The sequence below is a fragment of the Brevundimonas sp. AVps31 genome, assembly GCF_058681355.1.
The window spans coordinates 429,611-452,568 of record NZ_CM178736.1; the positions used below are offsets into that span (position 1 = coordinate 429,611).

Annotated in this window: 25 protein-coding genes and 1 pseudogene; 13 read left to right on the plus strand and 13 right to left on the minus strand. The window is 68.0% G+C overall.

Going from position 1 to position 22,958, the window contains the following annotated elements:
* Positions 1–8 precede the first annotated feature (8 nt).
* The 4 genes from ACW174_RS02025 to ACW174_RS02040 all read right to left on the minus strand — a co-directional run bounded on the left by ACW174_RS02025 (position 9) and on the right by ACW174_RS02040 (position 2,262).
* On the minus strand, positions 9–407 hold the full coding sequence (locus ACW174_RS02025; protein WP_492016026.1) for a DUF3168 domain-containing protein: 399 nt from the start codon (positions 405–407) through the stop codon (positions 9–11).
* Positions 404–712 (minus strand): phage head-tail adapter protein, encoded by a 309-nt coding sequence (locus ACW174_RS02030; protein WP_492016027.1) that lies wholly within the window; start codon positions 710–712, stop codon positions 404–406. The genes ACW174_RS02025 and ACW174_RS02030 overlap by 4 nt, the downstream gene beginning before the upstream one ends.
* Entirely contained in the window at positions 709–975 is a 267-nt protein-coding gene (locus ACW174_RS02035; protein WP_492016028.1) for a head-tail connector protein, read from the minus strand. The genes ACW174_RS02030 and ACW174_RS02035 overlap by 4 nt, the downstream gene beginning before the upstream one ends.
* Positions 976–1,038: 63 nt before the next feature.
* Positions 1,039–2,262, minus strand: a complete 1,224-nt coding sequence (locus ACW174_RS02040) for a phage major capsid protein (RefSeq protein ID WP_492016029.1) — start codon at positions 2,260–2,262, stop codon at positions 1,039–1,041.
* Between the two features lie 108 nt (positions 2,263–2,370).
* Here ACW174_RS02040 and ACW174_RS02045 point away from each other — a divergent pair, with 108 nt between their 5' ends.
* The 3 genes from ACW174_RS02045 (at position 2,371) to ACW174_RS02055 (ending at position 4,012) form a co-directional block, all read left to right on the plus strand.
* Positions 2,371–3,168: a hypothetical protein gene (locus tag ACW174_RS02045; protein ID WP_492016030.1), complete on the plus strand. Its 798-nt coding sequence runs from the start codon at positions 2,371–2,373 to the stop codon at positions 3,166–3,168.
* A gap of 42 nt (positions 3,169–3,210) precedes the next feature.
* Positions 3,211–3,396 (plus strand): hypothetical protein, encoded by a 186-nt coding sequence (locus ACW174_RS02050; protein ID WP_492016031.1) that lies wholly within the window; start codon positions 3,211–3,213, stop codon positions 3,394–3,396.
* Between the two features lie 118 nt (positions 3,397–3,514).
* Entirely contained in the window at positions 3,515–4,012 is a 498-nt protein-coding gene (locus tag ACW174_RS02055; protein WP_492016032.1) for a hypothetical protein, read from the plus strand.
* On the opposite strand, the gene ACW174_RS02060 is transcribed toward ACW174_RS02055, so the two are convergent.
* The 4 genes and pseudogenes from ACW174_RS02060 to ACW174_RS02075 form a co-directional block, all read right to left on the minus strand.
* Positions 3,960–4,394: an HK97 family phage prohead protease gene (locus tag ACW174_RS02060; protein ID WP_492016033.1), complete on the minus strand. Its 435-nt coding sequence runs from the start codon at positions 4,392–4,394 to the stop codon at positions 3,960–3,962. The two genes, ACW174_RS02055 and ACW174_RS02060, sit on opposite strands and share 53 nt — an antisense overlap.
* Complete coding sequence (locus ACW174_RS02065) at positions 4,391–4,618, minus strand: hypothetical protein (protein ID WP_492016034.1); 228 nt, start codon at positions 4,616–4,618, stop codon at positions 4,391–4,393. Before ACW174_RS02065 ends, ACW174_RS02060 begins: the two co-directional genes overlap by 4 nt.
* Position 4,619: 1 nt before the next feature.
* Positions 4,620–5,779, minus strand: a pseudogene (locus ACW174_RS02070) (phage portal protein).
* Between the two features lie 171 nt (positions 5,780–5,950).
* Positions 5,951–6,406: a YcgN family cysteine cluster protein gene (locus tag ACW174_RS02075; protein WP_492016035.1), complete on the minus strand. Its 456-nt coding sequence runs from the start codon at positions 6,404–6,406 to the stop codon at positions 5,951–5,953.
* Between the two features lie 100 nt (positions 6,407–6,506).
* Between ACW174_RS02075 and ACW174_RS02080 the strand changes: the two genes are divergently transcribed.
* Both ACW174_RS02080 and ACW174_RS02085 read left to right on the plus strand, forming a co-directional pair.
* Entirely contained in the window at positions 6,507–8,213 is a 1,707-nt protein-coding gene (locus ACW174_RS02080) for an Hsp70 family protein (RefSeq protein ID WP_492016036.1), read from the plus strand.
* Entirely contained in the window at positions 8,204–10,084 is a 1,881-nt protein-coding gene (locus ACW174_RS02085; RefSeq protein ID WP_492016037.1) for a hypothetical protein, read from the plus strand. The genes ACW174_RS02080 and ACW174_RS02085 overlap by 10 nt, the downstream gene beginning before the upstream one ends.
* A 12-nt stretch (positions 10,085–10,096) precedes the next feature.
* Here the strand turns inward: ACW174_RS02085 and ACW174_RS02090 are convergent, their stop codons facing one another.
* A complete protein-coding gene (locus ACW174_RS02090) occupies positions 10,097–10,435 on the minus strand; it encodes a DMT family transporter (protein ID WP_492016038.1) in 339 nt (112 codons plus the stop codon).
* The gene (locus tag ACW174_RS02095) at positions 10,432–11,007 is read right to left on the minus strand and encodes a TetR/AcrR family transcriptional regulator (protein ID WP_492016039.1); all 576 of its coding nucleotides are present in this window, start codon (positions 11,005–11,007) and stop codon (positions 10,432–10,434) included. Before ACW174_RS02095 ends, ACW174_RS02090 begins: the two co-directional genes overlap by 4 nt.
* Positions 11,008–11,090: 83 nt before the next feature.
* On the opposite strand from ACW174_RS02095, the gene ACW174_RS02100 reads away from it, so the two are divergent.
* The 8 genes from ACW174_RS02100 (at position 11,091) to ACW174_RS02135 (ending at position 19,821) form a co-directional block, all read left to right on the plus strand.
* A complete protein-coding gene (locus tag ACW174_RS02100) occupies positions 11,091–12,911 on the plus strand; it encodes an ABC-F family ATP-binding cassette domain-containing protein (protein WP_492016040.1) in 1,821 nt (606 codons plus the stop codon).
* Positions 12,912–12,964: 53 nt separating this feature from the next.
* Complete coding sequence (locus ACW174_RS02105; protein WP_492016041.1) at positions 12,965–13,948, plus strand: alpha/beta hydrolase; 984 nt, start codon at positions 12,965–12,967, stop codon at positions 13,946–13,948.
* 669 nt (positions 13,949–14,617) lie between these two features.
* A complete protein-coding gene (locus ACW174_RS02110; protein ID WP_492016042.1) occupies positions 14,618–15,151 on the plus strand; it encodes a hypothetical protein in 534 nt (177 codons plus the stop codon).
* Between the two features lie 47 nt (positions 15,152–15,198).
* On the plus strand, positions 15,199–16,254 hold the full coding sequence (locus ACW174_RS02115; RefSeq protein ID WP_492016043.1) for an ABC transporter substrate-binding protein: 1,056 nt from the start codon (positions 15,199–15,201) through the stop codon (positions 16,252–16,254).
* The gene (locus ACW174_RS02120) at positions 16,247–17,002 is read left to right on the plus strand and encodes an ABC transporter ATP-binding protein (RefSeq protein WP_492016044.1); all 756 of its coding nucleotides are present in this window, start codon (positions 16,247–16,249) and stop codon (positions 17,000–17,002) included. The genes ACW174_RS02115 and ACW174_RS02120 overlap by 8 nt, the downstream gene beginning before the upstream one ends.
* Complete coding sequence (locus ACW174_RS02125) at positions 16,999–17,751, plus strand: ABC transporter permease (RefSeq protein ID WP_492016045.1); 753 nt, start codon at positions 16,999–17,001, stop codon at positions 17,749–17,751. Before ACW174_RS02120 ends, ACW174_RS02125 begins: the two co-directional genes overlap by 4 nt.
* A gap of 73 nt (positions 17,752–17,824) precedes the next feature.
* The gene (locus ACW174_RS02130) at positions 17,825–18,727 is read left to right on the plus strand and encodes a hypothetical protein (RefSeq protein WP_492016046.1); all 903 of its coding nucleotides are present in this window, start codon (positions 17,825–17,827) and stop codon (positions 18,725–18,727) included.
* Positions 18,724–19,821 (plus strand): DUF2336 domain-containing protein, encoded by a 1,098-nt coding sequence (locus tag ACW174_RS02135; protein WP_492016047.1) that lies wholly within the window; start codon positions 18,724–18,726, stop codon positions 19,819–19,821. Before ACW174_RS02130 ends, ACW174_RS02135 begins: the two co-directional genes overlap by 4 nt.
* Positions 19,822–19,990: 169 nt before the next feature.
* Here ACW174_RS02135 and ACW174_RS02140 read toward each other — a convergent pair whose 3' ends face one another.
* The 3 genes from ACW174_RS02140 to cysK all read right to left on the minus strand — a co-directional run bounded on the left by ACW174_RS02140 (position 19,991) and on the right by cysK (position 22,810).
* Positions 19,991–20,419, minus strand: coding sequence for a Ros/MucR family transcriptional regulator (locus ACW174_RS02140; protein ID WP_492017229.1), 429 nt, complete (start codon positions 20,417–20,419; stop codon positions 19,991–19,993).
* A 145-nt stretch (positions 20,420–20,564) separates the two neighbouring features.
* Complete coding sequence (locus tag ACW174_RS02145) at positions 20,565–21,782, minus strand: DUF2336 domain-containing protein (RefSeq protein WP_492016048.1); 1,218 nt, start codon at positions 21,780–21,782, stop codon at positions 20,565–20,567.
* Between the two features lie 47 nt (positions 21,783–21,829).
* Positions 21,830–22,810 carry a cysteine synthase A gene (gene cysK, locus ACW174_RS02150; RefSeq protein WP_492016049.1) on the minus strand — a complete coding sequence of 327 codons (981 nt, stop codon included), beginning with the start codon at positions 22,808–22,810 and terminating at the stop codon, positions 21,830–21,832.
* Positions 22,811–22,958: the final 148 nt, after the last annotated feature.

Consider the following 22,958-nt stretch of genomic DNA (forward strand, 5'->3'; position numbering starts at 1 on the left):
CCGTCGGTTCAGATGTCTTCGGTCACGGCCCGCACGCGCAGGACCGCATAGGTTCGAAAGCCGGTGGGAGAGCGCCAGACGTCGGTGAAGCGGACGCCCAGGCTGATTGTCTTCACCCCGTCGGCCTCCAGCGCCGCATCGGTCAGTCGCAAACGGATCGCCGCCATGGCGGCCTTCGCCTCCTCCGCGCCGCGGAAGCTGGAGACGATGGTGAGGGTCAGCAGATGCTCGACTCCGCCACCTTCCGCGGCCAAGGGTCGGCTCTCGCTTCGCCCGATCAACAGGTGCGGATAGGCGGGCGACGACGGCGCCGTATCCCATATCCGGTCCCCCAGCAGGGCCAGGCTCGCCGGGTCGCTTTTCAGATGCGCGATCAACGCTTTTTGCAGCGCCAGTTCGTGGCTCATCGCGTTCGCTCCAGGTTGAGCAGGGCGCGCCCGCCGATGGTCTCTCCAGAGATGACCCGCCAGTCCGCGCCGTCGAACCGCAACATCCGTCCGCTCACCAGCCGGGCGTCCGGGCGGGTTTCCGCCGCCAGTGTCTCGGCCACGGCTTCGGTCCCGGCTTCTCCGCGCGCGCGCCGCCGGGCCAGCCCGACTTTCAGCCAGGCGTGTCCGAGCGGTTCGTAGCTCGCGCTCCGCCCGCCGTAGGGCGTCTCGGCTTCAGTCACTTCAAACAGCTGGGCCAGCAGCGCCCTGCGCCGCGCCGTCACAGCCTCACCACCCGGTAGGGCGCCAGCCAGGCATCGACCGGTTGAAGGGCCAGGTCGCTCTCCCCGCGCTCGTACGCACTCAGGGTCAGCATCAGGATCGCCAGCCGCAGCGGCGCAGGTGAGGTCGAGGTGAGGCCCAGCCCCACATCTCCCTCCACCCGCGCCTTCGCGGCGTCGATCAGCGTCTGGATCAGCTCGTCCTCCGCGCCATGTTCGACGCGCAGGAACAGCTTCGCCTCGGTGAGGGACACCGGTGCGGTCATGGGAACCTCGATTGTCTGGAGGAGTGACAGCAGGCCGCCATGCGCGGCCCGCCGTCCGGTCAGTCAGGTCGCGCTGAACTTCATCACCTTGATCGCGTCGAAGTCCTGCACCCCGCCGCCGACCCGCCGGGTCGTGTAGAAGAGGACGTAGGGCTTGGCCGAGTACGGATCCCGGAGCACCCGCACACCGGCGCGGTCCACGATCAGATACCCGCGTCGGAAGTCGCCGAAGGCGATGGCCGGGGCATTGGCCGCGATGTTGGGCATCGTCTCGATCTCGCTGACCGCATAACCGAGCAGCGAGGCCGTCTCACCGGCCCGTTGGGCCGGCTGCCAGATATAGTTCCCGTCGGCGTCCTTGAACTTGCGCACCGCCGAGACCGTGCGCCGGTTCATGACGAAGCGCGCATTGGGCCGGTACTGGGCCTTGGGCGCATAGATCAGATCGATCAGTCGATCCGTGGGACTGCCGGATGCGAAACCGCCCGCGGCGCCGGACGCGATATAGCCGATCTCGCCCCAGTCCTGATCCGCGTCGGCGACGATGTCATAGTCCAGGAAGCCGCGCGGCTTGTTGGTCCCGTCGCCGTTGACGAAAGCCTGGGTTTCCTGCGCCGCGAACGCGTCCTCCACCTCGGCCGCCAGCCATTCGTCCAGATCGACCAGGGCGTCGTCCAGCAAGGACTGGGTCGCCGCCGGGCAGGCGTAGAGATCAGCCGCCGGAAACTCCAGCAGGGACAGGGTGGCCGGGTCCGTCTCCGGCCGCGCCGCCGTCTCCGCCACCCAGCCCGAGCCGACCCCGGCGATCGAGACCGGCTTGCGGAACACGCCCGCCTGCACCGTTCGCACCGTCGCGATCTCGCGCATCGGCGAACCGGCCATCAGACGTCGCTCGATAGCGCGCTCGGTCTGCTCGGGCGCCACATAGCCGGCTGAGTTCGACGCCGACGACAGACCCGCCTTCAACTCCAGCCCGAATGACGCCCCGGCACGGAGATAGCCGTCGAACGCCGCCTTCGCCTCGGGCGCGTCCGCCGTCTTCGGCTCCGCGCCAAGCGGTGGACGACGGGCCTCGCTGACGACGCGATCCAGTCGCGCCTGTGCGCTGGCCACCGCCTGGTCGATACGCGCGACCTTTTCTTCCAGCAGCGTATCCGCCGACGCCTTGCGTTCGATCTCGCCCAGTCGCGCGTCATTGGCGCCTTTGAACGCCTCGAACGCCGCCATCATTTCGTGCATGGCGGCGCGGGCCTCCGGCGTCGCCGAGGCCTGTTTGGTCTCTTTCATCTCATCTCCGATGTTAAGAACCGCGGATCGCGGTTAGGGTCAGGGCGTGGATCGCCCTGAAACTCTGTCTGCCGTCGGCGCGTACCGGACCTTTGCGGAGACCTGGCGTTGAGCAACTACACCCGCCTCGAACGGACGCTGATGGTCGCGCTTGCCCACGACCTGCGCGGCGCGGTTCCGGACCTTTCCGCCCAGTTCGAGCAAAGCCGTCCCAGTCAGCGCCGCAACTCCGGTTTCGGCCTGTTCACCGAGATGATCGTGGACCAAACCCGCTGGACGCCGATCTCCGGCCCGACCGGCGATCTCGGCACGGTTCACGCCATGATCGGCAATCTTCCGGATCCGATCGCGTTCAAGGCTCGCGTTCGCAACGGCGTCCTGCTCGGCCTTCTGGGCGACAGCTACGGCCAGGACACCCGGGCCATCGACTTCACGACCGTCGCGTTCGACCAGGTCTTCACCGTCGATGCGCAGGGCCAGTCGATTCCCTTCGAGCCTGCGCGCCCAACGTCGCCCGGTCCGCTGCCGGACCTCCAGCGCCGCAACGATCCCCGGCCGCCCGCTCAAGCCGCCGAGCGGCCACCGCTCCGCAACGTCGGCGCCCTGCAGCGGGTACAAAAGGTCGATGCGCCGGCCCGGCACATGCCGCCGCCGCAGTCCCCGCCGTTCCCGAACACAATCCCGTCCCCCGGCGGCAAGCTCCCCACCGACGATGCTTCTCTCCTGATCGGTCTTTGGGTCCTGATCGGCGTGATCGCGATGATCGCAGTGACAGTCTTCGGGCTCCCTCTGGCGTTAGGCCTCTTCTTCAGCTTCCTGGCCGGCCGCGCTGTCAGGGACCCGAAAATCCTCGCCCGGGTCCGGAAGATCGTGGACGGCTGGCAATCCGGACTGTCTCCGAACTGAAGCGGATCACACCCGTGTCCGATACCGTGCTACGGGTTCCCCATGAGCGCTCCCGATGAAGACCAGACCTCGCCCGCACCTGCTGACGAGACGCCGATCCAGCGGGCGCTGCGGCTGAAGCAGGCGGCGATCAACGCCAAGCCCAAGCCGCCGAAAGGCGGTCGCTTCCAGCGCGAACAGGCCGCCCGCATCGCTACGGGCAAGTCCAAGCCCTGGATGAGCCGCTAGGGATCTGCCGTCGCGAACCGCGCGCCCGGCAACATCGGGAACGTCACGACGTTTCAGTGGCTGTTACACTTTGCGTGCGGATTGGCTGAAATGTCCGTCGGCGTGGTAGCGTCACCGGATGGAACAGCGCCTCGTACGTCCGCCATTCTGGCGTCTCGCACTGGCCTTCATCGTCGTGCCGGGCGCGGCCGCGTTGGCAATGGCGATCCAGCAACCGCTCTATGCCGGACTGCCCGACTTCTGGGACCGAGTGTTCCGAACAGCTTTGATCAACGCGGTCGTCGGCGCCTATCCGGCCGCTCTGCTCCTCGGCGTGCCCGCCTATCTCCTGTTCAGGAAGCGACTGCGTCCTACGGTTCTCAACTGCGCGGCGGTTGGCGCAGTGGTTGCGGCACTCCCTTGGCTTTTGTTGGGGCTGCTCTCGTCGCCTGACTACGCCTACAGCAATGGCCACATCACTCATCAGAACGGCCACATCACTCTTTGGGGCCTATTCGACCTTGCCGTCTTCACGGGCTGGATCGGTCTTCTTGGTGCAGGAGCCGGAGTGTTGTTCTGGCTTATTACCGTTCCGGGCGCACCCCGAACCGCGCTCCCGGCAAGGCTGGAAAAGTGACCAGCGACACCTCCCACAGCTCCACCCCGGTCAGCACCCGTAGCGCACCGTCACGCCGCGCCCTCACCGCTCGAAATCCGATCGACAGCGCGTCCATCGCTCCAGCCCTGGCCAGCGCTCCGGCGAACCGCGCCTCCGCGGACCAATCCATGATCCGCCCACTGACGAACAGGCCGCGTTCGTCCTCGGCTATCCGATCCCAGACCCCGACCACGGCCCGGCCCTCATGCTGGTGCAGCATGCGAACGCCTTCAGCGCCGGTCTTCGTCAGACTGTCCGCGAATGCGCCCCTATGGACCACGTCGCGGTTCAGGTCGGCCACGCCCCACAGCGACGCATAGCCCTCGATCCGCAGACCGGCCCGCGTCGCCACATCCGTCATCGCCCCGCCTCCAGCCGGTGCTCGATCCGATCCACGGCCGCCTGCGTCGCTTCGCCCAGCGCCTCCAGTCGGGCCAGTCGTTCGGCGACCAGCCTCTGCTCGGCGACCCGATCCTCCAGGGTGGCGATCCGCGCAGCCGCCCCGCCCGCCCAGACCAGTCCCCCGATCGTCTGCACCGCCAGGGCCGTGATCAGGGCGACCGGGATCTTCCGCGTCGTCTCCATCTCAGCCTCCCACACCGGCCATACGACGCCGCTCGTCGTCGGTGAGGAAAGCGGCGGCGCTCAGCCGGGACCACAGCGCTTCCCGCTCGGGCTGCAGCGCGGGCACGGCGTCCAGGTCCGGCTCGATCCGCACGCCGCTGAAGCGTCCGCCCAGCCAGCCGGTCAGCGCCCCCGCCGTCTTGCGCACCAGAGGCGACACCGTCCCGCGCCAGAAGGCCGTATTGGCCTCTCGGTAGTTGGCGTAGGTCGCGTCTCCGGGAATGCCCAGCAACTGCGGCGGCACGCCGAACGCCAGCGCGATCTCTCGCGCCGCCGCGTGTTTGCCGGCGATGAAGTCCATGTCCGCGGGCGTCCAGCTCAGCGGCTTCCACTCCAGCCCCCTTCCAGAACCAGAGGCCGACCGGCGTTGGCGATCCCGCTGTGCATGTCGTCGATCTGGTTTTTCAGCGCGGTGAACTGCTCATCCGTCAGTCGCTCGCCTTCCCGACCACCGAACACCAGCGCCCCCGACGGGCGCGCCGAATTGTCCAGCAGCGCCTTGTTCCACTGGCTCGAGGCGTTGTGCACATCGATCGAAAATGACGCGGCTTCCAGGGGCGAGAAGCCGTAGTGGTCGTCCAGCGGGTGAAACAGCTTCAGGTGCATCACCGGCATCCAGCCGTCCGCAGCCCGCGCCAGCGTCACCGCCCGGCCATTCAGTGTGTACTCATAGGCCTCCGGCCAGCCGCTACGCCCCGGCACGACCTTCATCCGGTCGGGACGCAGGGACCACAGTTCTTCCGGCCCCTCATCTCCCGACGCTTCGACATAGGCGTTCCCGGCCGTCTGCAGCGCGCCGTAAACGCCCTCCAGCCATTCGGCGCCAGACTGCTCCGGATTGGGCTTCGCCAACAGTTTGGCCAGCGGATGATCGTCGTTGCGCACGCCGTCCGAGAACACCGCGAACGGCGTCGCCGCCGCCGCTTCCGCGATCATCCGCACGCAGCGATAGGCGACCGGATTCTGTGTAAACCCCGACGCTGTCAGGCTGGCGTAGTCTCGCGGCGTCCACCGCGCCCGTCCGCCCGCACCCATCGCGATCAGCGCGCCGACCCGGCTGTCCTTCGTTTCAGGCGCGGAGACGCGCCGCCGGTCCCCGAAGGGCCGTCGCCAGTTCAGCATGATGATCTCCGTGGATCGGGACCGGGGCCGCGTCAGCCCTGCCGGTCTTTCCCGTCATGCCCAAAGTATGCGGCGCCAGTGACCGACCGTTGGAAGATTCCCGACTCTTTTTTACAAGCCGCTGAAAGACCCGGGAATTCGTTCACGAGTTCGGCTGAACTCAGCGAGGCGTCAGACGCCGCGTTCCTCGCGCCACTCCGGCGCCTCGAAGTCCAGCGCGTCCTCCGCCTCCTTCAACGCCAGTTCGGAGACGGTCTGCCCTTTCACCGACACGCCCGCCTCATGCACCGTCTCCCGGCTGCCGGAGATCAGATGGTGCCAAGACGCCAGGTTCCGTCCCTCGTGAATCCGGCGGTAGCCGCAGGACTTCGGCATCCATTCGAGCGCCTCGATATTCCAGGGCGTCAGCTTGATGCAGTCCGGCACGTGCTGCTTGCGGTTGGCGTAGTCCGAACAGGTGCAGCGCACCGGATCGAACAGCTTGCAGTGAACCCGCGTCGGGATCACCTCGCCCGTGTCCTCGTCCTCGAACCGGACAAGGCAGCACAGGCCACAGCCGTCGCACAGGCTTTCCCACTCCTCGCGGGTCATCTGCTCAAGGCGCTTGGTTTCCCAGAAGGCGGTCATCGGCGGCTCCATACGCCGATCAGTCCTCGATGTCGCCCACCCACTTCCCCGAAAGCCAAGGCCACGCTAGGAAAATGCGAGTGGCGTTCGGGGGATAGACGTGATCATCGGCATTGATCTGGGCACGACCAATAGCGCGGTCGGAGTCTTTCGCGACGGCAAGGCGGAGCTGATTCCGAACAGCCTCGGCCATGTCCTGACGCCATCCGCCGTCAGCCTCGACGAAACCACGGGCGACGTCCTCGTCGGCCTCGCCGCCCGCGAGCGTCAGTCGACGCATCCGGACCTCACCGCCACCGCCTTCAAACGCTATATGGGCGCCAACCGGAACACCCGGCTGGGGAAGAAGGACTTCAGCGCCGAAGAGCTGTCCGCCCTCGTCCTGGCCCGCCTGAAATCGGACGCCGAAGTTTATCTGGGCGAGCCGGTGACCGAAGCGGTCATCACCGTCCCGGCCTATTTCAACGACAAGCAGCGCAAGGCCACCCGCCGCGCCGGCGAGCTGGCGGGCCTCAAGGTCGAGCGCCTGCTGAACGAGCCCACCGCCGCCGCCCTGGCCTACGGGATCCACGAACTCGGCAACGAGAGCCGCTTCCTCGTCTTCGACCTCGGCGGCGGCACCTTCGACGTCTCGGTGCTCGAGATTTTCGAAGGCATCATCGAGGTCCGCGCCTCGACCGGCGACAACCGCCTCGGCGGAGAGGATTTCAACGATGTCCTGATCGAGGAATTCCGCCGCACCGCGGGCAAGGAGATCCCCGAAAAGGATCGGTCCGACACCACCCTTCGCGAACGGATCCGCGTCGCGGCCGAACGCGCCCGCCGCGCCCTGACCGAAAACCCTTCCACGACGATGTCCATTGTCTGGAAGGACAAGGCCATCGAGCGTCAGATCACCGCCGACGATTTCGAAACCCTGTGTACAGGCCTGCTGAACCGCCTGCGCGATCCCGTGTTGCGCTCGCTGCGGGACGCGGGCCTGCGCTCCGAGGACCTGTCCGAGATCATTCTGGTCGGCGGCTCGACGCGCATGCCGGTGGTGCGCAAGGCGATCACCCGCATGTTCGGCCGCTTCCCCGCAAACGCCGTCAATCCGGATGAAGCCGTCGCCATGGGCGCAGCCGTCCAGGCCGGGCTCAAGTCCCGCGACGTGGCGCTGAAGGAAGTCGTCATGACCGACGTCTGCCCCTACAGCCTTGGCGTCGAGGTCGCCGAACGCGGCCCGGGCAACCGCATCATCGACGGCATCTTCTCCCCGATCATCGAGCGGAACACCGTCATCCCCGCCAGCCGGGTCAACGACTATGTGCCGATGCAGGACAACCAGCGTGAGCTGGTTCTGCGCGTCTATCAGGGCGAGTCCCGCCACGTGATCGATAACGTCCGCCTGGGCGAGGTTCGCATTCCGCTGTCCGGCGGCCGGGCCGAAGACGGCGCCACCGATGTTCGTTTCACCTACGACATCAACGGACTGCTTGAGATCGATGTCACCGTCCGCAAGACCGGCGAGACCCGCCAGTTGACGATCTTCGACGACGACGTCGCCGCCGCCCCCGACTTTGAAAAGCGCCGGGCCGCCCTCGCCGCGCTCAAGCAGCATCCGCGCGATTCCGATGCGGTAAAGACGATCCTCGCGCGTGGCGCCCGCTGTTACGAAGATGCGCTCGGCGACGTCCGTCAGATGCTCGGCGACCAGATCACCCGCTTCCAGATGGTCGTCGAGGGCCAGGACCCACGCGAAATCCAGGCCGCCATCACCCAGATGACCGAAGTCCTGGACCGCTTCGAGGGCCAGACGTGGCTCTAGGCGGGTCAATCTGGACCACTCTCGGCATCGACCCGACCAATGAGGAGCGGGACATTCGGCGCGCCTATGCGCGTCGCCTGAAAGAGGTCCATCCCGAGGATGACGCCGCAGGGTTTCAGGCGCTGCGCGAGGCCTATGACAACGCCCTGAACCTTGCCCGGCGCGGATGGGCCGTTCCGCCGTCACGTAGGACGTCCGGAAGGAAGACCGAAACTCCGGTCGAAACTCCGGCGGACCAGCCTCTGTTCGACGCGCAAGACGACGGCGCGGGTTGGGACGACGGCGAGGATCGTCGCTGGGATCACGCCACACCCGACGCCGATACTGAGGGATGGGGCAGCCCGGATATACGCGGGTGGGACCAGCCTGCCCCTTCGCCCCGCCCGGCCCTGTCTCCCGAGGTTCAGGCGGAGCTGGAAGCGGAGCGCGCACGACAGGATGCGCACGACCAACTCCGTCGTCAGCTCTCCGACCTGCTATCCCGGCCCGGCGCGGGGGCGGACGACCTCACAAGCCTGTTGCTTCAGATCTTCCGTTCGCCTGCGATGGACTCGCTCCAGACCCACGCCGACACGGAGTACTGGCTGGCGCGCCTGCTCAGCCAGGGCAGCCCGGGCGCCGACGCGCTTCTCGAGCCCGCCATCCAGTTCTTCCGATGGGAAAACCAGCGGATCGGCATCGACATGTCGTATGCCGAGCCCGTGCTTCGCCGTCGCGACATCCGCCGCACGCTTGATCGTCTGTCTCGCCCCGGGACGCCCGGCTATGAAGCGTGGCGATCCCTCCGCACCAAACAGACCCTCTTCCGCCGGATCGCGGACCGGTTCGATCTGGACCTGGACCGGCAGGTCTCCGAACTGCTCCAGCGCATGCATCAGGACCTGTACGGTCTGGAGGCGCAACTGGACCCCGAGGCTGTGGCCACATGGCGAGCGCGCCTCGACCGGCCGCGCTTCCGCCCCGGCTTCCTGATCTTTCTGCTCATCGCCCCCCCGATCGTCGCGTTCCTGACAAGCGCCACAGGCCTCTTTGGTCCGATCAGGCCCGGCGTCGTTCTGGCGCTCTGGGGCCTCACTCTCGGCCTGTTCACCGGCTTGGGCGCCGCCTGGATACGGGGCGTTTCGGAACCGGCCATGCGCTGGCGCGCGGGCTATCCCTGGGACCAGCCCCTCTGGCGCCGTTTCGGCTGGGTCCCCGCGAGTCTTGGTCTGTTGACCGCTTCGCCCTTCGTTCCGCCGGGAAGTTGGCTCGGACTCCCCGTCGCCGTCCTCGGGGCGGTCATCGCGGGCTGGGCCAAGGTGGTCACCTCACACATTTCGCCGCGCCTGCCGCCATCGCGCTATCGGCTGGCGGAGTTTATCGGCGTCATCCCGCCATTCATCTTCGCCGCCGTCGTGCCCGGCGGATCGACAGCGATGATCGTCACCGTGTTGTTCGCCGCCTTCACCTTCCGCTTCGGCGGCCACGCCATCGCCGACGAATGGCTGGCCCTTTCCGAAGGCAATCGACGCAAGGTGTCGGGCGGGCTCATCGCGTCCTCTCTCGCCGTTGCGGGCGTCGCCGTAGCGGCGGCCATGGCCGGCCATATCCTCCTGATCGCCGGTCTCGTCAGTGCGTTGGCCTTTGCCGACCGCGCGCTTGCGACGGACCGGTTCGAGCCGATCCTGACCACCCGGCGCTACTGGCTGGTGTTCGGCGCGCTTCCGATGTTGCTGGGGACCGGTCTGCCGATCTGGCCAAACCCTGGCGTCGGCATGGCCGCCATGCTGGCCGTCTACCTCTGCATCGGCGGCCTCCTTACCGGCCTCGCCGGCGTGCTGCCGAACAGCTCGCCCCGCAAGAAGGCCAGAGGCGCCGGGCACCTGGCCTGACGACCAGGCCGGTCAGTGGCTGACCGACTTCGAGAACAGGTTGATGACCATCACCCCGGCCACGATCATCATCAGGCCGCTGATGGCCGGAAGGTCCAGCTTCTGCTTGAAAAACACCAGTCCGATCGTCGCGATCAGAACTACGCCCAGCCCGCTCCAGATCGCATAGGCCAGCCCGACCGGGATTTGCTTCAGGGCAATGGACAGCAGGTAGAAGGCCAGCCCGTAACAGACCGCCAGACCGATGGTGGGCCAAGGGCGTGTGAACTGTTGCGACATCTGCAACAGGGTCGTTCCTGCGACCTCCAGACAGATCGCGCCCAGCAGCGCCGCCCAGGTCAGCGGGCTCATGCCGCTTCCATCAGCACATGACCGGGCGTCAGCAGCGACAGCAGCGCCTGGCGCTGGGCCGGTGACACGTCGTGGACCGCGAACAGGTCGGACATCCACAAACCGTCCGCCACGAGACGTAACAACAGGGCGTCATCCGCCCCCACGGGGTCCGTGGGATCCTCCGCCTTGACGACTTCAATGGCGTTCGACCATCGGCTCCTCAGCGACGGTTCGATCGCGCAGGCGACGAGAATTGCGCGCCCGATGCTGGCGTCTTCGCTGGTGACGGCGTCATTGATGGTGACCCGCAGATAGGCCCTGGCATGACGCCCGTAGGGCTGCGGATCGCGCGCGGCCTCGGCCAGCACCGCCTCGCAGAACATCGCCCCGAGATGGTCCACAAGCCCTTCCAGAAGGGCCAGCTTGCTCGGGAAGTGGTGCAGGACCGCCCCCTTGCTGACGCTCGTCCGCGCGACAACCGCATCGATCGTAAAGCCCAGCGCGCCCTGCTCGGCGGCAACCTCCAACGCCTTGTCGATGATTTCAGCGCGGGTGGTTTCGGGCGCGCGACGGCGTTTGGTCGTATCCATCCTGCTCACATACCGGCTGGACGGTATGAGTCAATTTGAGTTCCACGTGGCGATGCGCCGCCCCCTCCTCTATATGGCCCGCCATGGCTGCCCGTCCCCCCCTCGTCGCCCTCAAGGATGTCCGTCTCCAGGACGGTCAACGCCCGCTGTTCGACGGAGTCGATGTCGGCGTCGAACCGCGCAGCCGCGCGGCCCTCGTCGGCCGCAACGGCGCCGGCAAGTCCACCCTGATGAAGGTCGTCATGGGGCTGATCGAGCCCGACAGCGGCGATCGTTCGGTTCAATCCGCCACCCGGTTCGCCTATGTCCCGCAGGAGCCGGACATCAAGGGCGACACCCTGCTCGACTACGCCACGTCCGGAGAGGCCGAAAGCTGGACCGCCGAATCCTGGCTGGCGACCTTTGGCCTGGATCCCGCCAAGTCCACGCAGGGCCTGTCCGGGGGCGAGACCCGTCGCGCCGCCCTTGCCAAGGCCTTCGCCGAGGAGCCCGACCTGCTGCTGCTGGACGAGCCGACCAACCACCTCGACATCCTCGCCATCGAACTGCTCGAGAACGAACTGCTCTCGGCCCGCTTCGCCCTGCTGGTCGTCAGCCACGACCGCGCCTTCCTGAACCGCGTCACCAATACGGTCCACTGGCTTGAGAACCGTCGCGTCCGCACCCTGAACAAGGGCTTCGTCGAGTTCGACGAATGGGCGACCAAGGTCACCGAGGAAGAAGCCGAGTCCCTGCGTCGCCTGACCAAGACCATCGAGCGCGAAACCGCCACCTTCTACAGCTCCATCACCGCTCGCCGCAGCCGCAACGAGGGCCGCGCCCGCTCGCTGAACGCCCTGCGCGCCGAACGCGCCGAGAAGATGAAGGACAGCCCGCGCGAGCTCTATCTCGGCGTCGATTCCGGCGTCACGTCGGGCAAGCTGGTCGCCGAGATCAAGGGCGTATCCAAGGGTTTCGCCGGACGCACCCTGTTCAGGGACCTCACCACCCGCATCATGCGCGGCGACCGCTTGGGCGTCGTCGGGCCCAACGGCGCGGGCAAGACCACCCTGGTCAAGACCCTGCTGGGCGAACTCGCACCGGACGAGGGCACGGTCCGCATGGGCTCCAACCTGGAAGCCGTCTATCTGGATCAGTCGCGCGAGGGGCTGAAGTCGGACATGACCCTGTGGGACGCCCTGACGCCGGGCGGCGGGGACTCGATCCTGGTGCGCGGCGTCTCCAAACACGTGGCCGCCTACGCCAAGGACTTCCTTTTCTCCGAGGCCCAGCTGCGCCAGCCGATCTCGACCCTGTCGGGCGGCGAACGCAACCGCCTGCTGCTGGCCCGGGCCTTGGCCAAGCCGGCCAACCTGCTGATCCTCGACGAGCCGACCAACGATCTCGACATGGACACGCTCGACAAGCTGGAAGAGCTGCTCGAGGGCTATGACGGCACCCTGATCCTGGTCAGCCACGATCGCGACTTCATCGACCGCCTGTCCACCTCCACCCTGGCGCTGAACGGACGGGGCGACATCGTCGAAACCCCCGGCGGCTGGACCGACTTCATCCGCCAGAACCCCGGCTTCCTTCAACCGGGCGCCAATCCGCGACCGCAGGACAAGGCCGCCGCCCAGCGCGCCGAGGCCAACCCCGCGCCGGCCGCCGCGCCGAAGAAGACGCCCGGCAAACTCACCTTCAAGGACACCCACCGGCTCAAGGAGCTGGAAGGCCTGCTGGTCTCGCTTCCGGCGGATATCGCCCGCCATGACGCGTCCCTGTCGGACCCCGCGCTCTACACCCGCGACCGCAAGGCCTTCGACCGCGCCACCGCCAATGCAGCACGCGCCCGCGAACTGCTCGAGAGCGCGGAACTGGAATGGCTGGAGCTGGAAGAGAAGAAGGCGGCCCTGAACGCCTGATCGCGTCCCGACGCCGCATCGTCAGCGCCACTGAACAGGTCTAGCCTTTCGCCATGTCCGCAGTCGTTCGTCGTCTGGAACTGACCCCGTCCGAACGTCGCGCCGCCGCCCGCATCAACGCGACCCTCTCGGTCATGCCGCGGCTCAAGGTCGACGGATGGCGGCTGCAGGCCGGTCAGTGGGCCAATGCGACCTTCGGCGGCGCGGCCCAGACCGTCACCGCCGCTTGGCTCCGCCATCGCGGCGTTCGCGTGGAAACCCTGCGCATTCCGTCCCCCGACGGCGGCGTCCCGATCCGCGTCCTGCATCCGAAGACCCCCGCGCGTGGCGTGGTGCTGGACATGCATGGCGGCGGCTGGGTCGTCGGCAGCGCCGGCCTCAACGACCACCTGAACATCGATCTTGTGACCGAGACCGGCCTGGCGGTCGTCTCCGTCGACTATCGCCTGCTCAATGAGAGCCGCGGCGTCCTGCTGCAGCACGCCATCGCCGACTGCGCCGCCGCCGGCCGCTGGCTGATGGACAACGCCGCCGTCCGGTTCGGCACGAACCACATCTTCCTCTGCGGTCAGTCCGCCGGCGCCCACCTGGCCGCCCTGACCGCCCTGAGCCTGCGGGACGAAGGGCGCCTCGGCGCCGTGCGTGGCTGCGTCCTCGTCTACGGCGTCTACGACCTCAACGGCACGCCCTCGGTCCGCGCCGCAGGGCGGGAAGCCATGATCCTGAATGGACCGACGCTGCAGGCGGACCTCGCCCGCCTGCTGCCGGACCGCGATGAGGCCGGACGGCGCAGGCCCGATGTTTCGCCCCTCTACGCCGACCTGCGCGACCTGCCGCCCGCCCTTTTCATCGCCGGCGATCTGGACCCGCTCCGGGATGACAGCGTGCTGATGGCCGACGCCTGGTCCGCAGCGGCGCCGGCCGAACTGCTGGAAGTCCCCCTCGCCCCGCACGGATTCGTGCATTTCGGCGGCCCGATCGCCGCGCGAAGCCTCGCCGAGATCCGCATCTGGCTGGACCGCGTCGTCGCGGGCTAGGGCAGATGGGCGCCCCGGAGCTTGGGAAACGATCGCAGCCGCCACCCTGTGCATAACGTCGCAATATCTTCACATATCGAAGAATTTTGCTCAAGCTGGTGGTCAGCTACAGCGGTTGGACACGTTTTATCCCGGATTTGATCCACAAGCGGAGCATTCCCGGCGCTTGCCGGATCCCGGATTTGGAGCGAGCTTGATCAGGCCGAGGGACACGGCGGCGCGGAAAACCGGGGAGACCCGGGGCTCAAGGCGAACCGGCCCGGCTCTCTGACCCGACGCTACGGGTGGTCTTCGGACCATAACGGGCGGGAGGCAGGATCAAGGCCCAAGGGGACGTTGAAGACTTCGGTCGGACACAGAACCGGACGGAACCGGATCAGGATCGAAGGACGGCGCGGGCCAGACCCGTGGAACGCCGGAGACCGGGAGCGCGAAAGGATACAGCTGACCATCGTCGGGGCTCGCCTCGCTGATGCTGACGCCAGGGTCCGAAACCTCAACGGCCAAGTCCAACCCGGACTTGGCGAGGGGACGAGGAGCACCGGTTCGCCGAGGCTTTTCGTCCCCTCGCTCAATTCCGGCTGCCGGCTTTCCCCTCGACAATCCATCAGCCTCCGATACGCTCGCCTCATTGGCTTGGGGGAGGGCTTTCGGATGCTTGCAGGCGCAATGTTCGCCATCGTCGTGGCGGCGACGCCAGCGCAGGACGGGCCACGGGCGCCCGCGTTGGTCAACGCCGAAGCCTGTCTGCGCGACAGGGTCGCCGAGGCTGTGCGTGCCTCCAGCGGCGCCGCCGATGCAGCGAACTTTCTCGTCACCTATCTCTGCGCCAGACCCGTCAGCGCGGCGGCGGCCTGGGGCCGGAACACCGCAATGCTGGACAACATGAAGGGCATGTTGGACGGCGTGAAACGGGTCACCGCTCAGGCCAACAGCGAGGTGGAAGCGGCGAATGTCACGCCGGAAGGTCAGGACGCGGCCGAGGTGGAAGCCGGGCTGGACTTCTTCGGTGAAGGGCTTGAAGGCGTCACGGTCGACCAGACGACCGGGGATTTTGTCATTTCGGGCGAAGCAAGCGGGATCGCCGCCAACATGGTCCGCACCCAGACCGGGGCGCTGGCGCAGGTCTTCGATGACCCAACGCCCGTTTTTCTGAGGGAGCTGGCCGGTCAGCTCGTGCTCGAACACAGTCCCCGCCGCTAAACGATCGCCGCCCTTTCGCCGCCACCGGCTTGGCCGTACATAAGGCCATGACCTCGCGTGGGAATCGCCGTTTGACGCCGAACCGCCGCGCCCTGCTCGCCGGGGCGGGCGTCGTCGCGGCCAGCGCGGCATTGGCGTCCTGCTTCAATCGCTCCGAAGTCGAGCCCGACGCCGATGGTCGCATCCGCCTGCGCTTCGCGACCGACTGGCGCGCCCAGGCCGAACATGGCGGCTTCTATCAGGCCGTCGCCTCGGGAGCCTATGAGAAGCGCGGCCTGAACGTCGAGATCGTCCAGGGCGGACCGGGCGTGAACGTGCCCCAACTGCTGGCCGCCGGCGCTGTCGAGCTGGGCATGGGCTCCAACAGCTTCATCCCGATGAACCTCGTGGCCGAGGGCGCTCCGGTGAAGGCGGTCGCCGCCTTCTTCCAGAAGGACCCGCAGGTGCTCATCGCCCACCCGGACCCGGCGCTGGAGGGCATCGCGGACCTGGCCGGTCGGCCCTTCCTGCTGGCCGACGCCTCGATCAACGCCTTCTGGGTCTGGCTGAAGGCCAAATACGGCTTCACCGACGCCCAGGTCCGCAAATACACCTTCAATCCCGCGCCCTTCATCGCCGATCCGCGCGCGGTCCAGCAGGGCTATCTGACGTCCGAGCCGTACACCATCGAGAAGGAAGCCGGATTCGAACCCCGCGTCTTCCTGCTGGCTGACGAGGGCTACCCCTCCTACGCCACCATGGTGCTGGCCCCGAACGCCTTCGCGCGCGACAACGGCGACGCCCTGCGCAGCTTCATCGCCGCCTCCGCCGAGGGCTGGCGCGACTACATCCAGGGCGACGGCAAGGCCGCCGACGCCCTGATCCGCCGCGACAATCCCGAGATGACGCAGGACATCCTCGATCAGGCGCGCGAGCGACTGAAGGCCAACGGCATCGTCGACGGCGGCGACGCCGCCCTCTACGGCCTGGGCACGATGACCGAGGAGCGTTGGCAGGCCTTCTTCGACGTCACCAGCCAGGCGGGCGTCTATCCTCAGAACCTCGACTGGCGGCAGGCCTTCACCACCCAGTTCCTTCCGGGACGCGGGCGCGGCCGTGGCTGAGGTCGCTGCGGCGCTTGAAGGCGTCGTCGTCCGCTACCCGGACCGGACCGCGATCGGCCCCCTCAACCTCTCTATTCAGCCCGGCGAAATCGTCGCCGTCGTCGGCGCCTCTGGCGCGGGCAAGTCCACCACTCTGCGCCTGCTCGCCGGCCTCGAGCGCCCGGCAGAAGGTGTCGTCCGGACCGCGCTCCCGGGCCGCACCGCCTTCGTCTTCCAGTCACCGACGCTGCTGCCTTGGGCAGACGCCCAGACCAATGTCGCCCTGCCGCTCGAGCTGTCGGGCGTCCCGAAGGAGGAAGCGCGCGCCCGCGCCGCCGTCGCCCTGGCGTCCGTCGGTCTCGGCGAACGCCTGTCCGCGCGTCCGCGCCGGCTGTCGGGCGGCATGGCCATGCGCGCTTCACTGGCCCGCGCCCTGGTCACACAGCCGGATCTGCTGCTGCTCGACGAACCCTTCGCCGCGCTGGACAGCGTCACCCGCCGCCACCTGATTGAGGACCTGCATCACCTCTGGGCCGGCCGGTCGCCGCGTCCGGCCATCGTTTTCGTCACCCACGATGTCGAGGAGGCGGTCTATCTGGCGGGGCGAACGGTCGTGCTCGACGCCGTCAGCGGTCAGGTCGCCATGGCCCGCCCGACTCCCGGCGTCGTCCCGCGCCCGAGCGGCTGGCGCGCCGATCCCGACTATCGCGAGACGGTCGAGAACCTCGCCGCCGCCCTCGCCCACGCCATGCCGGACCGGGTCGCATGAGCCGGTTCCTCGCCCCCCTTCTGCTGATCGTGCTGCTGCTCCTGATCTGGGAGACGGCCTGCCGTTTGCTGCAGGTACCGTTCTATTTTCTCCCGCCCTCCAGCGCCGTGGCCCTGTCTCTCGTCGAGCGGGCGCCGATCCTCGCAGGCTCGGCGCTCCAGACGTTCCGCATGGCGCTGGAGGCGCTGCTCGTCGCCGCCCTGCTCGGCGGCGGTCTGGCGCTCGCCGTCTCGATCAGCCGCCGGGCCGAAGACGCCGTCCGCCCTCTGGCCGTCGCCCTTCAGGTCACGCCCGTCGTCGCCATCGCGCCGCTGGTGCTCATCTGGGCCGGGCTCGACCACGCTGACCGCGCCGTCATCTCCCTCGCCGCCGCCGTCGCCTTCTTCCCCATTTTCTCGGGCGTCCTGACCGGACTGAAGTCGGCCGACCCGGATCTGGAGCGTCTGTTCGACCTGTACGGCGCGACCCGGCTCCAGCGCCTAGCCCGCCTGCGCATTCCCGCGGCCCTGCCCTTCGCGCTGGAGGGCCTGCGCGTCGCCTCCGGTCTGGCGGTGATCGGCGCCGTGGTGGCCGAGTTCGTTTCAGGCTCCGGCGCGACCCAGGGCCTGGCCTGGCGCCTGCTGGAGTCCGGCAACCGGCTCCGCACCGCCGACATGCTGGCGGCGCTGGTCTGTCTGATGGTGATGGGACTGGCGCTCAGCGGTCTGGTGGGCCTCGTGGAACGCCGCGTCAGAACGCATCTTTCCTGATGCCCGCGTTAGCGGCGGATTAAGCCCGACCCGGATACCGTCAGCTCCCAAACTTCCGAGTCCGGAGCCGCTCTTGCGCCGCGCCCCCCGCCTGCCCCTTTGCCTCGCCACCGTCGCCCTCGCCGCGATCGGGGCCGCAGGCGCGGCCCAGGCCCAGACTGCCAGCCCCGCTCGCTATCTGAATTGGGCTGGCCGCGGCGATGTCGCCATGCCTGCCACGCCGGTCGCGGACCACGCCGCGGCGGCCTCCACCCGTCGCCCGAACAGCGTCATCCCCCATGGCGGCGCCTATGAGGCCGCGCCGTCGCCGCGCCTCCCGGCGGACGCGCCCCCCCGCACCCTGACCCCGGCCAACGCCTGGCTCCGCGCGCCCGCGCCTGCCGCCGAGGCGCCGCCGCCGGCGCGACCTCCCGCAGCCCGCCTTGCGGCGGTCGCTCCGCCGCCCTCCCGCGCGCCCGCCCCGACCCAGCCCCTGCCCGACTATCTTCCGGAACAGGGCGGGCGGGGCCAGCCGGTCCCGGCGGAAGTCGCCACCGCGACGCCTCAACCCGCTTCGGCCGCCGTAGACCCCGCCGTCGATCCCATGGCCCCGCGCCGGGACGCCTTCATCTTCCGCATGCGGCCGCCTTCATCGCCTGCCCCGACCGAGGCCCCGCCCCCGCAGGATCAGGCGCAGGCCGCCCCCGCTGCCGCAGCAACGGCCGAGCCGCGCCCTGTGGCCATTGTCGCCGCCAATCCGGATGATCACCCCGCCCAACAAGGCGCCCGTTACTATTCGGTCCATCGTCAGGCAGGACGGGCGCCCGACGCCGTCAGCCTCCCCGCTCCGACCTATGTGGACGCCCTCGCCATCACCACGCCCGTAACCATCGCGTCCCAGGATCTGGCCCAGCCGGATCAGGCGCCGACCCTCATCCGCGACGTTCAGGGTCGCGTCCGCGCCCAGCCCGCCGCTCCGGAAGGCGACTACCAATGAGCGACACCATCACCGTGTCGCGGCTCCCGGATCTGATCGCCCTGGCCGAGGAAGGCTCCAGCGAGAAGCGCCGCGCCCTGCTGCGCGAACTGACCGAACACTTTTTCGGCTCGCCCGCACGCACCGCCACCGAAGACAAGCTCTACGGCGCGGTCCTCGCCAAGCTGGCGGACGATATGGAGCTGGCTGTCCGCACGGAGTTGTCGGCGCGTTTCTCCTCGGCGCCCGACGCACCGCACGCCCTGATCCGTCGCCTCGCCAACGATGAGGCGGCTGTCGCCGGCGCGGTGCTGACGCACTCGCCCGTCCTCACGGACGCCGATCTGCTCGGCGTCGTGCGTCGCCATGGCCAGGATCACCTGCGCGCCGTCTCGGCTCGCCCCTCCGTCTCCGAAGCCATCTCGGACGTGATCGTCGAGCGGGGCGATGACGAGACGTTGGGAACCCTGCTGCGGAACGACGGCGCACGCCTGTCCCGCAAGGCCTCGGAGGCCGCGGTCGAGCGCGCCAAGGTCAATCCGGCCTTGCACGAAGTCACGGTGTCCCGCGCCACCCTGCCCGCCGATCTGCTGAACGACATGTATTTCGTGGTCGAGGCGCGGCTGCGAAACCAGATCCTCGAACAGAACGCCCGCATGGACCCCGCTCTGCTGGAGGCCGCTCTGGCCGCCGGACGCGCCCGGATCGCCACCGACGACGGCGCCCTGCCCGCGGACTATTCGGAATGCCTCGCCTATGTCGAGGAACTGAAGGCCGCCGGTCAGTTGACGCCCCAGATGCTGGCCCGCTTCCTGCGGTCCGGCGACGGACGGACGTCCTTCCTGATCGCTCTGGCGCAACTGGCGGACATCGACTTCCATACCGCGCGCCAGATCGTCGACCGGCGCGAACTCGACGCCCTCGCCGTGGTCTGCAAGGCCGCTGATCTGGATCGCGCCCTCTTCCTGACCTACGCCGTGGTCCTGCTGAACGACGACGGCGACGCCATGGCCAAGGCCCATGCCTACGCCCGCATGTACGCCGAACTCAGCCGCGAGGCCGCGCTCCGCACCCTGCGCTTCTGGCGCATGCGCCGCGGGGCACAGGCCGCATAGCTGGTGGCTGGTGGCTGGTTTCGCAGGCCTTCTGGTGGCGGAAGGGCGGCGCAAAGGATGCGGCCGCAGACTGGCGGCCGGCCACTGGCCACTGATCACTGGCCACCTCCCACACGCAAACGCCCGCCGGATCACTCCGGCGGGCGTTTTCATCTGTCCTCGCGGACGCTTACTTCTTGGCGCGGGTGACGCGGGCCGGCTTGCGACCGCCCTGGCCCAGGCCCATTTGCTTGGCCAGATCCGAACGCGCCTTGGCGTAGTTCGGGGCGACCATGGGATAGTCCTTCGGGAGGTTCCACTTGGCGCGGTATTCCTCGGGGCTCATGTTGTACTTGGTGCGCAGGTGACGCTTCAGCGACTTGAACTTGCGACCGTCTTCCAGGCAGATCAGGTAGTCCGGCGTGATCGACTTGCGGACCGGCACGGCCGGCTCACGGGGTTCCGGCTCCGGCTCAACCGCACCGGTCGAAACCTGCGACAGCGCCGCGTGAATGCTGGAAATCAGGCCGGGGACTTCCGACGCCTGCACGTTATTGTTGCCAACGTACGCCGAGACGATATCGGCGGTCATTTCGAGGATTTGCGAGTTCTCTTCCATGGTGTTCCCAGCCACTGTTTCTCAGTTCGACTGGATCACAACCAGCCCTATAGGGTGGTTTGAATAGAGTTGTTCGATTTTGAAAGCAATGACGCTCCGTCCCAACCTTGAGACAGAAAATCCCACGAAACCGGCCGGAAACTGCTCAGCGACCGAAGTTGTCCGCCAGCGCCAGCATCGCGGCCCGCTCGGGCGCTGAATAGTCATCCAGCGCCTCTTCCTCGCCGTCGCGGATCGCTTTCAGTAGAGCCGGCGTCAGCGCAGACGACAGGGACCAGTTCCAGTACCTCAGAACCGTCTGCGCCCGATCCACCGCCAGCATCTCGTAGGTGATCTGCACCCGCTCCCAGAGGGGATCAGGCGATCCGTCCGCCAGGGTCTCCGGACGCCGCATCGAGCGCCACAGCGCCTGAAGCTCCGTCCGCCCCAGTCCCGTGGCCTTGCACAGGATCGCCAACGGCTCGCCACCCGCGTCGCCCAGTATCTTGGCGCCGGTGATCGGCTTCACGCCCGACAGATAGGCGATCTCGGTCGCGATCTCACGCGACAGCCCCAGTTGGCCCGCCGCCATCACCGCCTCTTCCAGCCCGCCGTAGGGGCTCCGGGCGATGGCCGCGCGGTTGCGTTGGCGGCGCTCGATGAACTGCAGCGCCTTGCGGGAGACCGGGTCCTGCCAGCCCTCTTCAGCGGCCATGGCGAAGACGTCTTCCGACACCTCCTGCATGACTTCGCGCGACACGGCGAACCGCTGCAGGATCGTCCGGCGGTCGTCGGCGCCCGCCCACCAGAACATGACATAGGCCCCGGACGGCCGCAGCTCCGGCCGCTTCAGCAGATGCTGCACCAGATGCCGCTCTGTCCGGCTCAGACTGACCACGCCTTCCATCGCCACCTGGCTCAGGCGCGCCGTGTTGTTGCGCAGCACGGCTTCGATCACCGGGCTTTCGCCAAAACTCAGCAGCGTCTCGCTCACCACCTCCGAAAGGCCGCGACGATTGGCCATCATGAAGCGGTGTTCGGCCGTCGCGTCCCTTGCGCAGGCGACCAGGTCGGCATCCGACAGCGATGCACATTGCTCGATCAGCAGGCCGGCGATCTCCGGCTCGTCCCGCAGCAGCAGCCGCGCCAGCGCATTCGGCAATTCCGCCAGCGGAGCCAGCCGCGCGGCCACCCTCCGGCGGTCCTCCGGCGACGCCAGCCTCAGCATCTCGACCAGCAGATCGCCGGTCACGGCCCGTTCGAAGGCGTTAATCCGGCTGGCCGGCAGCGACACCACGTCCGCCAGTCGCTTCAGCAGCGCATGGCGCGCGCGAAGCGTGGCGACGGGCGCGGTCTCCTCAGGCAGGGCGGCGGGATCGGACATCTCGGATCGACCGTACAACCGACGCGGTTAACCGCCTGTGACGGTCGTCAAAGCCCTTCGAACAACGCGGTCGACAGGTAGCGCTCGGCAAAGCTGGGGATGATCGCCACAACGGTCTTGCCCGCATTTTCCTCACGCGCCGCGACCCGGAAGGCCGCGATCAGCGCCGCCCCGGAGGAAATGCCCACCGGAATGCCCTCCACCCGCGCCGCCTTGCGCGCCATCTCGAAGGCGTCCTCGTTGGACACCTGCTCGACGCCGTCGATAACCGAACGGTCCACAATGGTCGGAATGAAGCCCGCGCCGATGCCCTGGATCTTGTGCGGTCCGGGCTCGCCGCCCGACAGCACGGGGGAGGCGGTCGGCTCGACCGCGATCATCTGCACCGAGGGCTTGCGCGCCTTCAGCACCTGGCCGACGCCGGTGATGGTGCCGCCGGTCCCCACGCCTGCGATGACGAAATCCACAGCGCCGGCGGTGTCAGCCCAGATCTCCTCCGCCGTCGTCTCGCGGTGGATGGCCGGGTTCGCGGGGTTGTCGAACTGGGCCGGGCTAACCGCGCCGGGTGTCCGATCCAGCAGCTCCTGCGCCATGGCGATCGCGCCCTTCATCCCCTTCTCGGCGGGGGTCAACACCAGTTCCGCGCCCAGCAAAGCCAACATCTTGCGGCGTTCCATCGACATGCTCTCCGGCATGACGAGGATCAGCTTGTAGCCTTTGGCGGCCGCCACGAAGGCCAGGGCGATGCCGGTGTTGCCGCTGGTCGGCTCGATCAGCACGCTGCCGGGACCGATCTTGCCCGCCTGCTCCAGCGCCTCGATCATCGCCACACCGATCCGATCCTTCACCGAAGCGATCGGGTTGAAGAACTCAAGCTTGGCCAGAACCCGCGCCTTCGGCTGATATTCCGCAGACAGCCGCGGCAGGCCGACCAGCGGCGTATCGCCGATGGTGTCGATGATGGAGTCGTAGATCTTGCCGCGGCCGACCTTGCGGTGGCGGCTGGCGTCGTACGAGGCGTCGGACATGAGGAGGTCTCCGGGCAGGGTGACGGGCGATGTCGGTGTGCGGATCGCGCATATTTCCGACGTGCCGGACCCTTTCGATCTAGGGACGGCGTGGCCGGGAAGCAACGGCGGACATGCGGCAGCTTGACTGAAAGGGCGGGATGCAGCC